Annotated in this window: 12 protein-coding genes; 6 read left to right on the forward strand and 6 right to left on the reverse strand. The window is 66.8% G+C overall.

Features of this window, described 5'->3' with window-relative positions:
- Positions 1 to 107 precede the first annotated feature (107 nt).
- On the forward strand, positions 108 to 1,151 hold the full coding sequence (locus BVH73_RS02825) for a DUF2235 domain-containing protein (RefSeq protein ID WP_079415906.1): 1,044 nt from the start codon (positions 108 to 110) through the stop codon (positions 1,149 to 1,151).
- Here the strand turns inward: BVH73_RS02825 and BVH73_RS02830 are convergent.
- Entirely contained in the window at positions 1,139 to 5,026 is a 3,888-nt protein-coding gene (locus BVH73_RS02830; protein ID WP_245800394.1) for a DUF748 domain-containing protein, read from the reverse strand. The two genes, BVH73_RS02825 and BVH73_RS02830, sit on opposite strands and share 13 nt — an antisense overlap.
- Positions 5,027 to 5,096: 70 nt before the next feature.
- Here BVH73_RS02830 and BVH73_RS02835 point away from each other — a divergent pair, with 70 nt between their 5' ends.
- Positions 5,097 to 6,377 (forward strand): putative Na+/H+ antiporter, encoded by a 1,281-nt coding sequence (locus tag BVH73_RS02835; RefSeq protein ID WP_079415908.1) that lies wholly within the window; start codon positions 5,097 to 5,099, stop codon positions 6,375 to 6,377.
- A 23-nt stretch (positions 6,378 to 6,400) separates the two neighbouring features.
- Entirely contained in the window at positions 6,401 to 7,306 is a 906-nt protein-coding gene (locus BVH73_RS02840) for an NAD(P)-dependent oxidoreductase (RefSeq protein WP_079415910.1), read from the forward strand.
- Positions 7,307 to 7,372: 66 nt separating this feature from the next.
- Here BVH73_RS02840 and ppa read toward each other — a convergent pair whose 3' ends face one another.
- From ppa to BVH73_RS02860, 4 genes are all read right to left on the reverse strand, one after another.
- Entirely contained in the window at positions 7,373 to 7,903 is a 531-nt protein-coding gene (gene ppa / locus BVH73_RS02845; RefSeq protein ID WP_079420273.1) for an inorganic diphosphatase, read from the reverse strand.
- 78 nt (positions 7,904 to 7,981) lie between these two features.
- On the reverse strand, positions 7,982 to 8,701 hold the full coding sequence (locus BVH73_RS02850) for a BON domain-containing protein (RefSeq protein WP_079415912.1): 720 nt from the start codon (positions 8,699 to 8,701) through the stop codon (positions 7,982 to 7,984).
- On the reverse strand, positions 8,698 to 9,297 hold the full coding sequence (locus BVH73_RS02855; RefSeq protein ID WP_079420275.1) for a phosphoheptose isomerase: 600 nt from the start codon (positions 9,295 to 9,297) through the stop codon (positions 8,698 to 8,700). Before BVH73_RS02855 ends, BVH73_RS02850 begins: the two co-directional genes overlap by 4 nt.
- Positions 9,298 to 9,652: 355 nt before the next feature.
- A complete protein-coding gene (locus tag BVH73_RS02860; RefSeq protein ID WP_425444129.1) occupies positions 9,653 to 10,033 on the reverse strand; it encodes a YraN family protein in 381 nt (126 codons plus the stop codon).
- On the opposite strand from BVH73_RS02860, the gene rsmI reads away from it, so the two are divergent.
- Positions 10,032 to 10,913, forward strand: a complete 882-nt coding sequence (gene rsmI / locus BVH73_RS02865) for a 16S rRNA (cytidine(1402)-2'-O)-methyltransferase (protein ID WP_079415916.1) — start codon at positions 10,032 to 10,034, stop codon at positions 10,911 to 10,913. The genes BVH73_RS02860 and rsmI overlap by 2 nt on opposite strands.
- Before the next feature lie 42 nt (positions 10,914 to 10,955).
- On the opposite strand, the gene BVH73_RS02870 is transcribed toward rsmI, so the two are convergent.
- Positions 10,956 to 13,217, reverse strand: a complete 2,262-nt coding sequence (locus BVH73_RS02870) for a sensor domain-containing diguanylate cyclase (RefSeq protein ID WP_079415918.1) — start codon at positions 13,215 to 13,217, stop codon at positions 10,956 to 10,958.
- A 308-nt stretch (positions 13,218 to 13,525) separates the two neighbouring features.
- On the opposite strand from BVH73_RS02870, the gene BVH73_RS02875 reads away from it, so the two are divergent.
- Complete coding sequence (locus BVH73_RS02875; protein ID WP_079415920.1) at positions 13,526 to 13,909, forward strand: hypothetical protein; 384 nt, start codon at positions 13,526 to 13,528, stop codon at positions 13,907 to 13,909.
- Positions 13,909 to 14,718, forward strand: coding sequence for a GDSL-type esterase/lipase family protein (locus BVH73_RS02880; RefSeq protein ID WP_079415922.1), 810 nt, complete (start codon positions 13,909 to 13,911; stop codon positions 14,716 to 14,718). Before BVH73_RS02875 ends, BVH73_RS02880 begins: the two co-directional genes overlap by 1 nt.
- Positions 14,719 to 14,754 lie beyond the last annotated feature (36 nt).

The following is a 14,754-nucleotide window of genomic DNA, read 5'->3' on the forward strand; positions in this document are numbered from 1 at the left end:
TCCCCCGCAATCCAAGCCCTGCGCGGCACCGGGTTTGGGGGTGGGCAAGCCGCGGTGGGCGCCTCATCATTCGAGCTGTCCCCTTGTTGAAGCGCGCAACCCTCACCATGAAACGCATCGCCCTGTTTGCCGATGGCACCTGGAGCAAGCCCGATCAGAGCGACGGCAGCATCGCCACGCCGACCAATGTGGTGAAACTCTCGGTGGCCGTCGCCGGGGACGACGGTCATGGGACCGCCCAGATCGTGTTCTATCAGAAGGGCCTGGGCGAACAAGGCGGCTTGTGGGACAAGGTCACCGGCGGAGCCTTCGGCATGGGGATCTCGGCCCATATTCGCGAGCTCTACCTGTTTCTGGTGCAGAACTACCACCCTGGCGACGCGATCTATCTGTTTGGCTTCAGCCGGGGCGCCTACACCGTGCGCAGCGTGGGCGGGCTGATCCGCAATTGCGGCATCCTGCGCCCGCAGTTCGTCGATCGCATCGACGAGGCCTACGCGCTCTACCGCGACCGCACGCCCGACAGCCATCCCGATGCGCCGCAGTCCAAGGCCTTTCGCGAAGCCTATGCCTGGCCGGATGTGCCCATCGAACTCATCGGCGTGTGGGACACGGTGGGGGCCCTGGGCATTCCGGTCACGCCGCTGCGCTTCTGGACCAAATCGCTCTACGAATTTCACGACGTGGCGCTGAGCAGTCATGTGCGCTACGGCTATCAGGCGCTCGCGCTCGACGAGCGGCGCAAACCCTTCATCCCTACGCTGTGGCAGACGCAGAGCCACGCCACCGATCAGGTCGTGGAGCAGGCCTGGTTTCCCGGGGTGCACAGCGACGTCGGCGGGGGCCTGCCCCTCACCGGCCTGTCCGACAGCGCCCTGCTCTGGATGGCCGACCGCGCCCAGCGCTGCGGCCTGGCGCTCGATCCGGCCTTGCTGCCGCCCCATGGCGAACCCGCAGCGCCGATGGGCAGCAGCATGACGTTGTTCTACCGGCTGCTGGGCGAGCGCGAACGTCAGCCCGGCATCGCCAACCCCGCCGGCCACGAAGGCGTGCACACCTCCACGCTCAGTCGGCACTCGGCCCTGGCGGATTACCGCCCGCCGGCGCTGGAACGGTTTCTCGCGATGCGGCCGGTCACCTACTTGCCTTGAGCTGCATTCGCGGCCGCCGAGGCCGCAGCCGGTGGTGCCGCTGCGGCGGCCGGCGCGCTCGCGCCGCCCTGCCCCGCGCTCAGACCGAGGGTCAGCGTCACGCCTTTTTCCTTGGCCTTGTCGTCGGCCTGGAGGGCGGCGCCCAGATGCACGCGCGCCACCGGCAGCGCCTTGGTGCCCGTGGTCAGCGCCGCGAACACGGCCTTGGCCCGTGCCTGCGCCAGTGCGTCGAGGGTCGACTGAGGAATCGCCACGGACTTGGCAAGCTGGGCCAGCATGGCGCGCAGCAGGCCGTGCTCGCTCCCGGCGTCCTCGGGCAATGACTTTTTCAGGGCGTCGAGCGCGCTGGTGGGATGCTGATCGAGATAGAGGGCGTTGATGGCGTTGCGGGTGCGGGCATTGCCCAGGTCGAGCGGCCCTGGGCGGGCATCGGGCGGAACGGTCACGCCCAGTTTGGCCAACACCTGGCGGCGGACTGCGGCTTCCTGCAGCGCGGCCGTGTCGCGCTGGGCGTTGAACGTGGGCGGCACCTGCAGTTCCAGCCGGGGACGCTTGACCAGGGCCTCGCCGATATGCAGCAGCTTCTCGCGCTCCGGCGGAGCGAGCACGGCGCTGCCGGAGGCGAAATGCACGTCCTGCGGCGTGCCGTCGTCCGTACCCCCGAACAGGGCGCCCAGGGCGCGGAACGGCGCGGTGACGATCTTGGTCAGGACGTTGACGATGGCGTGCCAGATGATGCCGCCGTAGCTGAACTGGGGGTTGTTCAGGTCGCCATGCACCGGCAGGTCGAGGTCGATGACACCGTCGCTGTTTTCGAGAACGGCGATGGCCAGGTCGAGCGGCAGATTCACCGCGCTTGGGCTGTCGACATGCGGGCCGAGCTTGAGGCGGGTGATGGTGAACGCGTTGCTGCCCTGCATCTGCGCCTTCTGGATCTTGTATTCGAGCTTCGCGTCGAGCCGCCCCGACTCGATGGCGCGCCCGGCGAACTTGCCCGAATAGGGCGAGATCGACGCCATGTCGAGGTTGCGAAAACGCAGGGTGACATCGGTGTCGTTTGTCGCGCGGAAGGGTTGCAGATGGCCGCGCACCCTGGCCTGCCCATAGTCATTGACCTGACCATCGAGCTCAATCTGGGCGCTGCTGTCGGGGGCGTCCGACAGGCCGTTGATCACCCCGGAGAGTTTTTGCATGCGCACCCGGAAATCGGGCTTGATGGACTGGTCGGTGAAATCCACGTCGGCGTTGACGATGGCCGTTCGGTCGATGCGCAGCGCCAGGGGCAGCGGCTTGTCGGCCTCTCCCGGCGAGGACGGCGGCGGACCGGACACGGGCTTGCGTGTCAGCAGAATGGCCTGCACGTTGAGCGTGCGGTTGGGATTGATGACGATGCGGCCATAGGGTTCCACCGCCTGCAGCGCCGTCATCTGCACCGCCAGCGGCGCGGAATCGACATGCAGCCCGGTGGCCGCCAGTTTGCGCCAGCCCAGAAAGGGCGTGCGTCCGTCGGGATCGACCAGGGCCAGGTTGTCCACCTGCGCGCCACCGTCATAGGCCACCTGCGGCACGCCGTGACTGCCCGGGCGAATCTTCACCGTACCGTCCGCCGATGCCGTGCCACTGGTGAGCACAAGCCGCACATAGGGCGCCAGCAGGCCACCGAAAGGCGTCAGCGTGAGCTGCTGGAGCTGGACTTGCAGGGCGCCGCTCAGCGGCTGCGGGGCCACCTGCCCGCTGGCCTTGAACTGCCCGCCCTGTTTCAGCGCAAAACGCAGGTGCACCGGCACGGACTTGCGCAGATCCAGACTGAGGTTGCGGGCACCGGCCTGACCGCCGATCACCTCCAGCCTGATCGGCGCGCCCCCGGTGTGCTCGTCGATCTGGGCCGAGAAGTCGCGCAGGTCCAGGCTCTTGAGATGCACGTCCGGCGGTCTGGACGCAGGGCTGGCCGCGACCGGCTCGGCGCGCGCGGCGCCCCCGGCCGCCGGCTGAAACGCCTGCGCCCAGTTCAAACCGTCCGGGTTCAGCGCCACCAGCGCGTGCAAGCCGTCCACCTGCAGCGCGCCGGCATGCACGCTCGGCATGCCCGCATCGCGAACGCTGATCTGGCTGGGATCGAGCTGCAGGCGCTTCCATCGGGCCAGGGTCTGACGGGCGCTGTCGAGCTGCATCGCGCCGATCTGCAGCTTGAGATCCTTGGCCTGTGCCTGAACCGGACGCCCCGCGGGCAGCGCCACCTGCGCCGCGGCATCGAGATTGAGGTCGCTCAGACGAAGTTGCAGGGGCGTTTTGAAGCTCTGATCGGTGTAGTCCAGCGCCTGCACCCGGGTCGCCACGCGCTGGATATCGACGGTCCAGGCGGGCGCGGCGGCCGGCGCCTGCGGGGTTGCAACGGCGCGCTGGCCCTCGGGCTGCGGCCGGTTCTGCGGCGCCCCGGCACTCAGCGCCTGAAGCAGATCGATCTGACCATTCGCCAGCCGTGCGAGCTGCACGCGCGCGGCATCGAGCTGGACGGCGCCCATCAGCAGGCGGTGCTGCCGCAGATCGGCCTGCACGGCGTTCACTTCGAGCGTGGGCAAGCTCAGCCACGGCGTGGACCGATCCTGCGTAGGCTGCAGCCGGGTGTCCTGCAGGATCACCTGGGGCAGTTGCACCGAAAGCTTGGCCAGGTCGGCCGAGCCGGGCTGGGTCTGCAGGCTGCCTGCCTGCATCGCGGCCTGGCCGATCTGCCCTTCGATGCCTTGCAGACGCAACGGCCCGAAGCCCAGCTGCTGACGGCCCCAATTCAGTTGCGCGCCCTGCAGTTGCGCCGATTGCAGGCCCAGCCGCTCGGCGCCGGCGACGGCGCTCAACCCGTTCAGCGCCAGCGACCGCACCTGCGCGGTGCGCTCGGAGCCATCCATCTTGCCCTGCTCCAGCCGCAGATCCTGCCACTTCACCTGGGCTGCCGCGGTCTTGGCCTCCAGGCCCTGGATCTGGGCGCCGAGATCATTGACTGCCCAATGCAGGCTCTCGTCGCCCAGCACCGCGCTGTAGGCGGCCTGCACGGAAGCCCGGCCCGCCATGATCTGCACATGATCGGAGAAGCCGGGAATCGCCCGCGCCGCCGCCGCCAGATCCAGCCCGGTGAGCTCGGCCTGCCCGCCAGATACCAGCGGATTGATGCCGACGTAGCCCTTCCAGCGCAGCGTGGCCTGCTGCTCCGGCAACTGCAGGCTGACGGCATATTGCCCCCGCGCCCTGGGCAGGGTGGAGAGGTCGTTGACCTGCACATTCAGCGGCGTCAGCCGGGTGGCATAAGGGTGAGGACGATCGTCGTCGGCATAACGCACCATGCCCCCCGCGATCTGCAGCCGCTCGATCAGCACGCGCGGCAAGGAGTCGGACTCCTGGGCCGGTTGAGGACCGCGCTGCAGAGCCCGAACCAGGCCATCCCAGTTCATGGCGCCGCCCTTGGCAATCGCCACGTTCACCTCGGGCCGGTCGATGCGGATCTGGTGAAACGTCCATGCCCACTTGAACAGGCTCACCGGGGCGAAGTCCACGAACAATTGACGAAAGCCCGCCAGCGGCACACCTTGCGGCGTGCTCAACTGCAGAGCGTCCACCGTCAGATTCAGTTGCAGAGGATCGAACGCCACCTTGCCTACCGTGGCCCTGCTGTCGAGCTTGGACTGCGCCAGCCTGGGCAGAAAGTGCTCGGCCAGCGGCCCCACCGCAAGGTAGCCGAAGGCGACGTAAAACACGAAGAGCCCCGCCACGATGAGCACCGGCAGGCTGAGCAGCACACGGCGCAGCCCTTTCCAGACGGACGATGCGGTGACGGACATCAAGACCTCGCGGTTGATCGGATGATCGGCATTATGGCTCCGCATCGGGGCACGCCGCCACGCCAGCCGATACCATGAGGCCACCTGTCAGCAGGGACCCTCTCCCCAGATCCCCATGACCGACACCCTGCCCGCTTCCCTACAGTATCTCGGCGCCGCGCTCTTTGCCGTGGCCGTGCTGCACACTTTTTCGACCAAGTTCTTCGAAAGCCTGGCGCACCGGCAGACGGCGCATGCCGGGCTGTGGCACCTGCTCGGCGAAGTCGAAGTGGTGTTCGGCTTCTGGGCCATGGTGCTGATGGTGTTTCTGTTCTTCAGCCTGGGGCAGCACGAGGCCGTGGCCTACCTCGACTCGCGCAATTTCACCGAGCCGTTGTTCGTCTTCACCATCATGGTCATCGCAGGCACGCGGCCCATTCTTCAGGCCGCCAGTGATGTGGTGAACGGGTTTGCCCGTGTCGTACCCCTTCGCGGCGAGCTGATGTTCTATCTGCTGGTGCTCATCCTGGTGCCGTTGCTGGGCTCGTTCATCACGGAACCCGCGGCCATGACCCTGGCGGCCTTGCTGCTGCGCGAGCGGGTGTTCGGCGCGGCGGTATCGTCGCGGCTGAAATACGTCACCCTCGGCGTACTGTTCGTCAACGTCTCCATCGGCGGCACCTTGACCCATTTCGCCGCACCGCCGGTCTTGATGGTGGCGTCCACCTGGCAATGGAATCTGGGCTTCATGCTCACCCAGTTCGGCTGGAAGGCGGCGATCGCGGTCACGCTCAACGCCCTGGGCGCCACACTGTTGTTCCGGCGAGAGCTGACCGCGCTGGAGCGCACGCCACCGGCGCAGGGCCAGGCAGCGGCACCGCTGCGTGCGCCGCTGAGCGTCATCGCCGTGCACGTTCTGTTCCTGGCCGGCGTCGTGGTGTTTGCCCATCACCCCGTCGTCTTCATTCCCCTGCTGCTGTTTTTCCTCGGATTCACCACCGCCTACGTCCGCTACCAAGACCCGCTCATGCTCAAGGAGGGCATGCTGGTGGGCTTCTTCCTGGGCGGATTGGTGGTGCTGGGCGGGTTGCAGCAGTGGTGGCTGCAGCCCTTGCTCACCCGCATGGACGCCACCGCGGTGTTCTTCGGCGCCACCGCGCTCACGGCCATCACCGACAACGCCGCGCTGACCTACCTCGGTTCGCTGGTGCAGGGTCTGAGCCCCGAGTTCAAATACGCCCTGGTGGCAGGCGCTGTGAGCGGCGGCGGCCTCACGGTCATTGCCAACGCCCCCAATCCCGCAGGCATCGCCCTGCTGCGTGGCCGTTTCGACGGCGGCGCCGTGCATCCCCTGGGGCTGCTGGGCGCTGCCCTGCTGCCCACGGCGGTCGCCATGGCGTGTTTCTGGCTACTCTGATTTCACAAGAACTTTCACCCCCCATGAGCACATCCACGATCACCGACCTTCCCTCGTACGCCGTTGCCTTTCTCGGCCTCGGTGTCATGGGCGACCCGATGGCCGGTCACCTGGCCCGCGCCGGGCATCGCGTCACCGTCTACAACCGCACGGCTAGCAAGGCGCAGGACTGGGTGCGCCGCAACGGGGGCCGTGCGGCCCCAACGCCCCGCGCGGCTGCAGCGGGTGCCGACTTCGTGTTCTCCTGCGTCGGCAATGACGACGACCTGCGCAGCGTGACCCTGGGCGCGGAAGGCGCCTTGGCCGGCATGGCACCCGGCGCGGTCTTCGTCGATCACACCACGACTTCGGCTGACGTCGCACGCGAACTGGGCGCCGAGGCGCACGAACGCGGCCTGTTCTTCCTCGACGCCCCGGTGTCCGGCGGGCAGGCTGGCGCCCAGAACGGCGCGCTCACGGTAATGTGCGGAGGCGATGCCGCCGCGTTCGAGCGCGCGCAGCCCGTCGTCAAGGCTTATGCGCGCGCAGTGACCCGCCTGGGCGGGCACGGCGCCGGACAGCTCTGCAAGATGGTCAACCAGATCGCCATCGCCGGCGTGGTCCAGAGCCTGTCGGAAGCCCTCGCCTTTGGCGAACGCGCCGGGCTGGATCTGAACACGGTGCTGCAGGTGATCGGCAAAGGCGCCGCGCAGAGCTGGCAGATGGACAACCGCGGCCCCACCATGATCGAAGGACGCTACGACTTCGGCTTCGCCGTCGACTTGATGCGCAAAGACTTCGGCCTGTGCCTCGACGAAGCCCGCCACAACGGCGCACGCCTGCCGCTTCTGGCGCTGGTCGATCAGTTCTATGCCGACGTCCAGGCGGCCGGAGGCGGCCGACTCGATACGTCTTCGCTGCTGACCCGGCTGCGCGACAAGATGGTCTGAGGTCAGGGTCTACAAACGACAAAGGCCGCCGGAGTTCCGGCGGCCTTTGTCGCGGCAACGCGGCGATTATTGGGCCGTATAGCGCGCGGCGCTCGCGGTGATCTCGGCGCGCGCGGCATCCACACCCGCCCAACCCTCGGTCTTGACCCACTTACCGGCTTCAAGATCCTTGTAATGGTTGAAGAAGTGCTCGATCTGCTTGAGCAACTCGGGCGGCAGATCTTCGGGCTTCTGGATGTTGCGGTATTGCGGCAGCAGCTTGTCGACCGGCACGGCGATGAGCTTGGCATCCACGCCGGCTTCGTCGGTCATTTTCAGCATGCCGACGGGGCGGCAGCGCACCACGCAGCCATGCACCAGGGGAATCGTGGTGACCACCAGGACATCGACCGGGTCGCCGTCTTCCGACAGGGTCTGCGGGATGTAGCCGTAGTTGCACGGATAGTGCATGGCCGTGGACATGAAACGGTCGACGAACAGCGCGCCGCTGCTCTTGTCGACTTCGTACTTCACCGGGGGAGCGTGGGCCGGGATTTCAATGACCACATTGAAATCGTCGGGCAGGCTCTTGCCTGCGGGCACATCGAGCAAACTCATCATCGATCCTTGTAGAAAACGGTTTTGATCAGAGGGATTGGGGTTGACTGGAAAGCGGCTGAACGCGGCAGGGCGGCTTCAGTTCGGCACACTGGCCGTAGGCGACGGCGGCGGCGCATTGACCGTCTGCGGGTTGCGCATGTCCTGGAGCTGTTGCTCGCTGATGATGTTGAACATGGTCACCACTTTGGACACGCCCGAGGTGCCGCGCGCGATCTGCACGGCGCGGTCGGCCTCGCGCTGGGTGACGATGCCCATCAGATAGACCACGCTGTTGGAGGTGGTGATCTTGAAGGCATTGCCGAAAATGTCATGCGCGTCGATCAACGCCGCACGCACCTTGGTGGTGATGAGCGTATCGGTCGCGCTGCGGTTCAGATCGGCCACGGGGCCGATGTCGATCTGATTGAGCACGGCCTTCACATTGGGAACGCCCTTGACCACTTCCTCGGCCTTCTGCTTGTCCGCCTCGGTCGGCACCTGGCCAACCAGCAGCACTTGCTGGTTGTAGCTCACCGCGCGCACATTGACGCCCGAACCCAGGGCCGACGAGATGCGGTTGTCGGCCTTGAGCTGGATGGTGTTGTCCTCGACGATGGAGCCTGCCGTGCGGCGGTCGGTCGCCACATAGGCCGTAGTGCCCACTGCGCCAAGGCCGAGCACGAAGCAGCCCTGCAGCTGCGTGGCGGCAAGCACCACGGCGAGCACGCTGGCCGCACGCCAGAGCCTGCGGGGACTGCGCGCACTGGCGCCTGAAGGTAAGGACTGTGAGCGTTCGACTGTGTTGGTCTGTGTCATTCCGTGGACTCCGATTCACCCATCAAGATCCAGTCTAAGCCATCGCAAAGACAGTGCAGGGTCAGCAGATGCACCTCCTGAATACGCGCAGTGCGGTCATGGGGCACGGCGATATGCACATCGACGTCGCGCAGCAGGCCCGCCACCCGGCCGCCGGTGCGCCCGGTCAGGGCCAGCACGCTCATTTCGCGGCTTTGCGCGGACCGCACCGCTTCGACGATGCTCGACGAGTTGCCGCTGGTGCTGAAGGCCACGAGCACATCCCCCGGCAGCCCCAGGGCCCGCACCTGCTTGGAGAACACATGGTCGAACCCATAGTCGTTCGCCACCGCGGTGAGAGTGGAGGTATCGGTCGTGAGGGCGATGGCGGCCAGCTCGGGACGCTCGCGCTCGAAGCGGCCGACCAGCTCCGCCGCCAGGTGCTGGCTGTCGGCCGCAGAACCGCCGTTGCCGCAGATCAGAATCTTGTGTCCGTTGGACACCGCGGTCGCCAGCACATCCACGGCGCGGGCGATCGGCCCGGTCAGCGACTCTGCCGCCTGGTACTTCAGATCGGCGCTGTCGAAAAAATGCTGCTGGATACGCTGTTCGAGCATGACGTGACGAAGGTGCAAATCGGTCATGTTAGTCGCGGCGGCTGCCTCGCGGTTCCTGGTTCGCTATTGATCCGCCATGTTGAGGTTTGAAACGCCCCCCCACCCCAACCCTCCCCACAAGTGGAGAGGGAGCCAACACGCCTCCCCCACAGCATGGAGGTTGGGAGGGCTTATGCAGATCACGCGCAGCGCTGTTTACTCCTCCCCCACAGAGTGGGGGAGGTCGGGAGGGCTTACGCAGATCACGCGCAGCGCAGTCTTCTCCTCCCCCACGCCGTGGGGGAGGTCGGGAGGGGGAGACGTTTGCATGGCGGAGCCCATGACCCGTTCATCCTTCTCCAGGCCAGACCAATAGTCATTCCTCGGCGGCAAACGCCCCCGGCAGCCACGCCAGCGCCCCGGACTCCAGCGTCACCACGTCGAAGCGACAGACCGGCTCCTCGGGCAGGCGTGCCAGATAGTGCCGTGCCGCCAGCACGATGCGGCGGCGCTTGGTGGCGTCGACGCTGCCGGCCGCGCCGCCATACGCCGCATGACTGCGGGCACGCACCTCGACGAAGACCAGGGTGCCGTCCACGTCGCGCATGATCAGATCGATCTCGCCGCCGCGCACCCGATAATTGCGCTCGACCAATTGCAATCCGCGGGCCTGCAGGTCGGCGCAAGCCTGCGCCTCTGCAGACTGTCCCAGACGGCGCGCCGCGCGCTGCTTCCACCACTGCCCCATCCCCGCCATGTCCTCTCCCACCCAAGCCGCACTGGCATTCTGCGCCCAGCAGGATTTTCCACCCGCGCTCTACATGGTGGCCGCGCCCATCGGCAACCTCGCGGACATCAGCCTGCGCGCCCTGGCCGTGCTCCACCATGCCGACCATATCGCCGCCGAAGACACCCGCGTGGCGCAGCGCCTGCTGGAGGCCTACGGTCTGCGCAAGCCCGCATGGCGTTGCGACCAACACCGCGAGGCCCAGGCCGCGCAGCAGATCGTGGCGGCCATCAGCGCCGGGGAGCGTGTGGCTTTTGTCAGCGATGCCGGCACGCCGGGTATCAGCGATCCGGGCAGCCGCATCACCGCGGCCGTGCAAGCCGCCGGGCTGCGGGTGATGCCCATTCCGGGCGCCAGCGCGGTGACAACGGCGCTCAGCGCCAGCGGGTTGGACCTGCACGCGGGTTTCAGTTTCGCCGGTTTCGCCCCCGAAAAATCGGTGGCGCTGCGCGCCTTCCTGCAAGCGGCGCTGCAGGGTTCGCAGGTGACGGTGTTCTTCGAGGCGCCCCACCGGCTGCACGCCTGCCTGGAGACTCTGCACGCCCTGGACCCACAGGCTCGGCTGGTGATCGCCAAGGAGTTGAGCAAGCAGTTCGAAACCCTGCTGCCCTGCACGCCACAAGCCGCGCTCGACTGGCTGGCGGCCGATCCTCGTCGCGCGCAGGGCGAATTCGTCGTGCTGCTGCAACCCCGCGCACCCCAGGCCACACTCGATGGACGGGCCACCGCGCTGTTGCAGCGGCTGGCGCAGGAGCTGCCGGCTTCGCGCGCCGCGGCCGTCGCCGCCGATCTCACCGGCCTCAAACGCGACGTGCTCTATCGCTGGCTGCTCGATCAAAAGCAGGACTGAAACTAGGGCCTGTTCAACTAGGGCCCGCTCACGCCCGGACGCTCAAACCGGCGCGGCAGGTTCGCCCGTCCAGATTTCGACGCGGTTGCGTCCGGCCTGCTTGGCGCGATAGAGCGCCTGGTCGGCGCGGTCGAGGAGTTCATCGGCATCCTTGATCGACAGAATGGGGAGAAACTCTGCAATGCCAATGCTGGTGGTCAGGGTCATGCCGCTCTGAGAGACGGGCGGCAGGCAGCTCGCTTCCTGAATGGCCAGACGCAGGCGCTGCGCCACGTCGAACGCAACCTGCCGCGTGGTCTGCGGCAGCAGGATGGCGAATTCGTCACCGCCCAGCCGTCCACAGATGTCATGCCCGCGCAGCTGCTGCATACAGGTCTGCGCGAAGCAGCGGATGACCGCGTCGCCGGCCTGGTGACCGAGCTGGTCGTTGACCAGCTTGAAGCGGTCGATGTCCAGCGCCAGAACGGCGAAGGGAATGCCCTCGCGCTGCGCCCGGCGCAGTTCGAGCGCGGCGCGCGCCAGGAAATAGCGGCGATTGGGAATGCCGGTGAGTGTGTCGGTGTAGGCGAGATTGCGCAGTTCGTTCTCGCGGGCCTTGGCCTCGGTGATGTCCTTGAAGGCGAAGATCAGCGCGTCGTCGTCGCGGTAACGCCCACGGGTCACCGACAGCAGCAGCCAGACCTCGGTCCCGTCGAGACGTTGGAACTGCGCCTCCATGCCGCGCACCACCCCGCCCTCGCGCTGCAAGCGCAGCAGCAGTTGATCGCGATCGACCGAATCCCCCCAGAGATGACGCATCGACTGGCCGGCATATTGCGCATACGAGCCGCGGAACAGGCCGTCTGCCGCCTTGTTGGAGAACAGCAGCGCCGCATCGGTGGTGCGGGTAATGACCAAAGGCACGGGCGACTCCTCCGCGAGAAAGCGGAAGCGCTGTTCGTCTTCGCTGAGCTGCTGCTGCAGTTGCTTGAGCGCCGTGATGTCCTGCATGCTGGTGACCACGCCGACGATCTGCCGGCTCACGGCGTCTCGCACCAGGGCCTTGTTCAGAATCCACACCGTGGGTTCATGGTCGGGATGCAGATACGGCGCCTCGCGCGTGACCTGCAGACTGCCTGAGAGCAGCTCGTTGTCCATCTCTTCCCAGATACGGCCCAGCGTCGAGCCGAGAATCTGCGACCCGGTGCGCCCGTGGATTTCCGGCCCGCCCAGCCCGACCAGCAGGTTGAAGGCCACGTTCACCCGGGTGAATCGTCCCTGCGGATCGCTGAACGCCACCGGGTTGGGCAGGGCATTGAGCAGCGATTCCTGAAACCGCAGCTGCGCCTGCGTCGTCGCCTGGCTGATCTGCAGCGCGGCGGTGCGGCGGTTGACCTTCTTCTCCAGCGTGGCGTTGATGTCGCGCACCTGCTTGAGCGCCACGGTGCGCTCGTTGGCCAGCAACCCGGCCAGCAGGATGGCGCTGGACAGCGCCATCAGAATGATCTGCATGGAAAGGAAACGGTCGCTGCCCAGCATGCCGTACATCGGCCCGTGCTGGAACACGGTGGCCGTGACAATGATCAGGCTGATGATGGCATTCAGGCTGACCGAAAGCGCGAGTGGCAGCCGCATGGCCGTCCACAGCAGCGGCAGGATGACCAGACTCGCCAGGCCAATGGGCAAAGCGCTCGGCCCGGACGGCATGAGATAGACGAGCAGAGTCCCCACCACGGCGAGAATCGGCAGCAGCACCATCTCCCACTTGAACGCCGCCCGCAGCGTTTCGGGCGATTCCCGCCGCAGCAGTTCCGCCACCGGCGCGAGCACGATGATGCTGGCCATGTCGGTGATCCACCACTGCAGCCCCAGATCGGGCGACATCGGCGTGTGGCCGAAACCAAAGAATGCGGCTGCGGCGGCGCCGACGGCTGCCGACACCCCGGACGCCAGAAGGCCCATCGTGCCGATGAACCAGACGGCATCGGCCGTGACCTCAAAACCCTGCCAACGTACAGCCCGTCGCCGCAGAACCCACAGCCCCAGCAGCGGTCCCAAGGCATCGCCCCCTGCGATCATCAGACTGGCCTGCGGCCCCCACCCCAATAGAAGATGGGCACTCAGCCAGGAGGCCAGCAGAACAGCCGGTGCCATCGACGCACCCTGCGCGATGAAGGCGAACGCAGCCACTGCGGCAGAGGGCCAGATCATCAACTCGCTCGACCGCACCCCAAGCACCAGCCACGCCAGCACGACGTAAGACACCACAATGCCCGCGGACCAGAACAGCCAGCGGGACAGGGAGCGGGTGGACGAGGGAAACATCACGGGGTACGACAGGCTCAGTCAGTCATCGATTCGAAAGGGCGGAGACAAAAATCTTGACAATCCCGACAAACTGCCGAAATCAGCTCAGGTCTTGCATTATTCCTGTACGGCCTGAGTGGCTTCTTCGTCAGTCTGGGGGGATTCTCATCAACACGACGCACCCTGTCCGTGAATTTCGTCACGCTGCCAGCGTGCATTCACCGATCGATCGCCTGCGAAGTGCGAAAAATGCGCATTACTGCACAGAGTCCGCGGGAAGGGCCTCGCGCATAATTTGCGCATCCCTCTTCTTCGCAGCGCATTCCGTGTTCAAACTGTTTCGCACCCGGCAGACCCTCTCCCAACCCGCTTCCCCAAGCGCCCGCGACAGCGAACTTCGCGGGACCACGCTGGAGGGCTATCACTTCGCCATCCGCGTCGAACGCAACCCCGCGGGAGAGGCGCACCGCCTGATCGGCTGGCACGGGTCGTCGCAGGGCGGCGGGCGCGTCGATCTGCGGCGCGAAGCCGAAGGGCTGTGGCGCGACGGCCAGGGGCGGCAGGCCGCAAGCGTGGACGACCTGCTCGCACCGTCCGTTCGGCGCAGCGCGGCGTGGACTGCCCAATGGTGCGAAGTCTTGCCGGTCGGCGCCACGTCCGAACCCGAGCCCCCTTCGGCGTCTGCGGAACTGCACGTTCAGGAGCCCTGATGAAACCCATGCACCCCAAGCCTTCGCCACACCGCCGTGTCTTGATGCAGGCCGCAGCGGGCGCCCTGCTGCTCAGTCCCTGGCTGCATCCGCAGCCTGCGATGGCCGGGGTCAATCTGGCCGCCGTGCCCATCGGGCGCATGGACCTGCCGTGGTGGCGCAAGCGCTTTGACGCCTCGCTGAAGCAGGTACGCCACAGCCGGGCGGAACTGGTCTGGCTGGGCGACTCCATCACCCAGAACTGGGAGCGCAACGGCCCGCAGCCCTGGGCCGACTATCAGCCCATCTGGCAGCGCGAGTACGGACGCTATGACCCGCTCAATCTCGGCTTCATCGGCGACACGACGTCCAGTGTGTTGTGGCGGCTCGATCACGGCCAGGTCCAGGGTCTGTCGCCCAAGGTGCTCATCCTGCTGATCGGCGCCAACAACCTGGGGCGGCCGCACTGGGGCGCCCCCCTCACCGTGCCGGGCATCGAGGCCGTGGTCGACAAGGTGCATCAGCTGCTGCCTCATACCCAGGTGCTGCTGCTGGGGGTGCTGCCCAGCCGGCGTTCGGCCTGGATCAGCGAACAGACCCTCAAGATCAATGCGGCGCTGGCTTCGCGCTATGCCCACAGCGAGCGGGTGACCTTCAAAGACGTGGGGCAGGTCTTGCTCGACCCCCAGGGGCAGCCCGATCCGGCCCTCTATCTCGAAGGTCACGAGCCCCATCAGAGCGTGCTGCTGCACCCGGACGCCCAGGGCATGGAACGCATCGCCCAGGCAATCGCGCCCACGCTGGACAAACTCATGCAGCAGGCACGCTAGGCCCTGTTCACCCTCGCGCAAAGCCTCGGGAGCTGT

The organism is Thiomonas intermedia, from assembly GCF_002028405.1.
In the GTDB taxonomy this organism is placed as follows: Bacteria; Pseudomonadota; Gammaproteobacteria; order Burkholderiales; family Burkholderiaceae_C; genus Thiomonas; species Thiomonas intermedia.

Bases quoted from the DNA above. Each gene is read 5' to 3' on its own strand.
- BVH73_RS02825 (WP_079415906.1), top strand. From the start codon at position 108: ATGAAACGCATCGCCCTGTTTGCCGATGGCACCTGGAGCAAGCCCGAT.
- BVH73_RS02830 (WP_245800394.1), bottom strand. From the start codon at position 5,026: ATGCGGAGCCATAATGCCGATCATCCGATCAACCGCGAGGTCTTGATG.
- BVH73_RS02835 (WP_079415908.1), top strand. From the start codon at position 5,097: ATGACCGACACCCTGCCCGCTTCCCTACAGTATCTCGGCGCCGCGCTC.
- BVH73_RS02840 (WP_079415910.1), top strand. From the start codon at position 6,401: ATGAGCACATCCACGATCACCGACCTTCCCTCGTACGCCGTTGCCTTT.
- ppa (WP_079420273.1), bottom strand. From the start codon at position 7,903: ATGAGTTTGCTCGATGTGCCCGCAGGCAAGAGCCTGCCCGACGATTTC.
- BVH73_RS02850 (WP_079415912.1), bottom strand. From the start codon at position 8,701: ATGACACAGACCAACACAGTCGAACGCTCACAGTCCTTACCTTCAGGC.
- BVH73_RS02855 (WP_079420275.1), bottom strand. From the start codon at position 9,297: ATGCTCGAACAGCGTATCCAGCAGCATTTTTTCGACAGCGCCGATCTG.
- rsmI (WP_079415916.1), top strand. From the start codon at position 10,032: ATGTCCTCTCCCACCCAAGCCGCACTGGCATTCTGCGCCCAGCAGGAT.
- BVH73_RS02860 (WP_425444129.1), bottom strand. From the start codon at position 10,033: ATGGCGGGGATGGGGCAGTGGTGGAAGCAGCGCGCGGCGCGCCGTCTG.
- BVH73_RS02870 (WP_079415918.1), bottom strand. From the start codon at position 13,217: ATGTTTCCCTCGTCCACCCGCTCCCTGTCCCGCTGGCTGTTCTGGTCC.
- BVH73_RS02880 (WP_079415922.1), top strand. From the start codon at position 13,909: ATGAAACCCATGCACCCCAAGCCTTCGCCACACCGCCGTGTCTTGATG.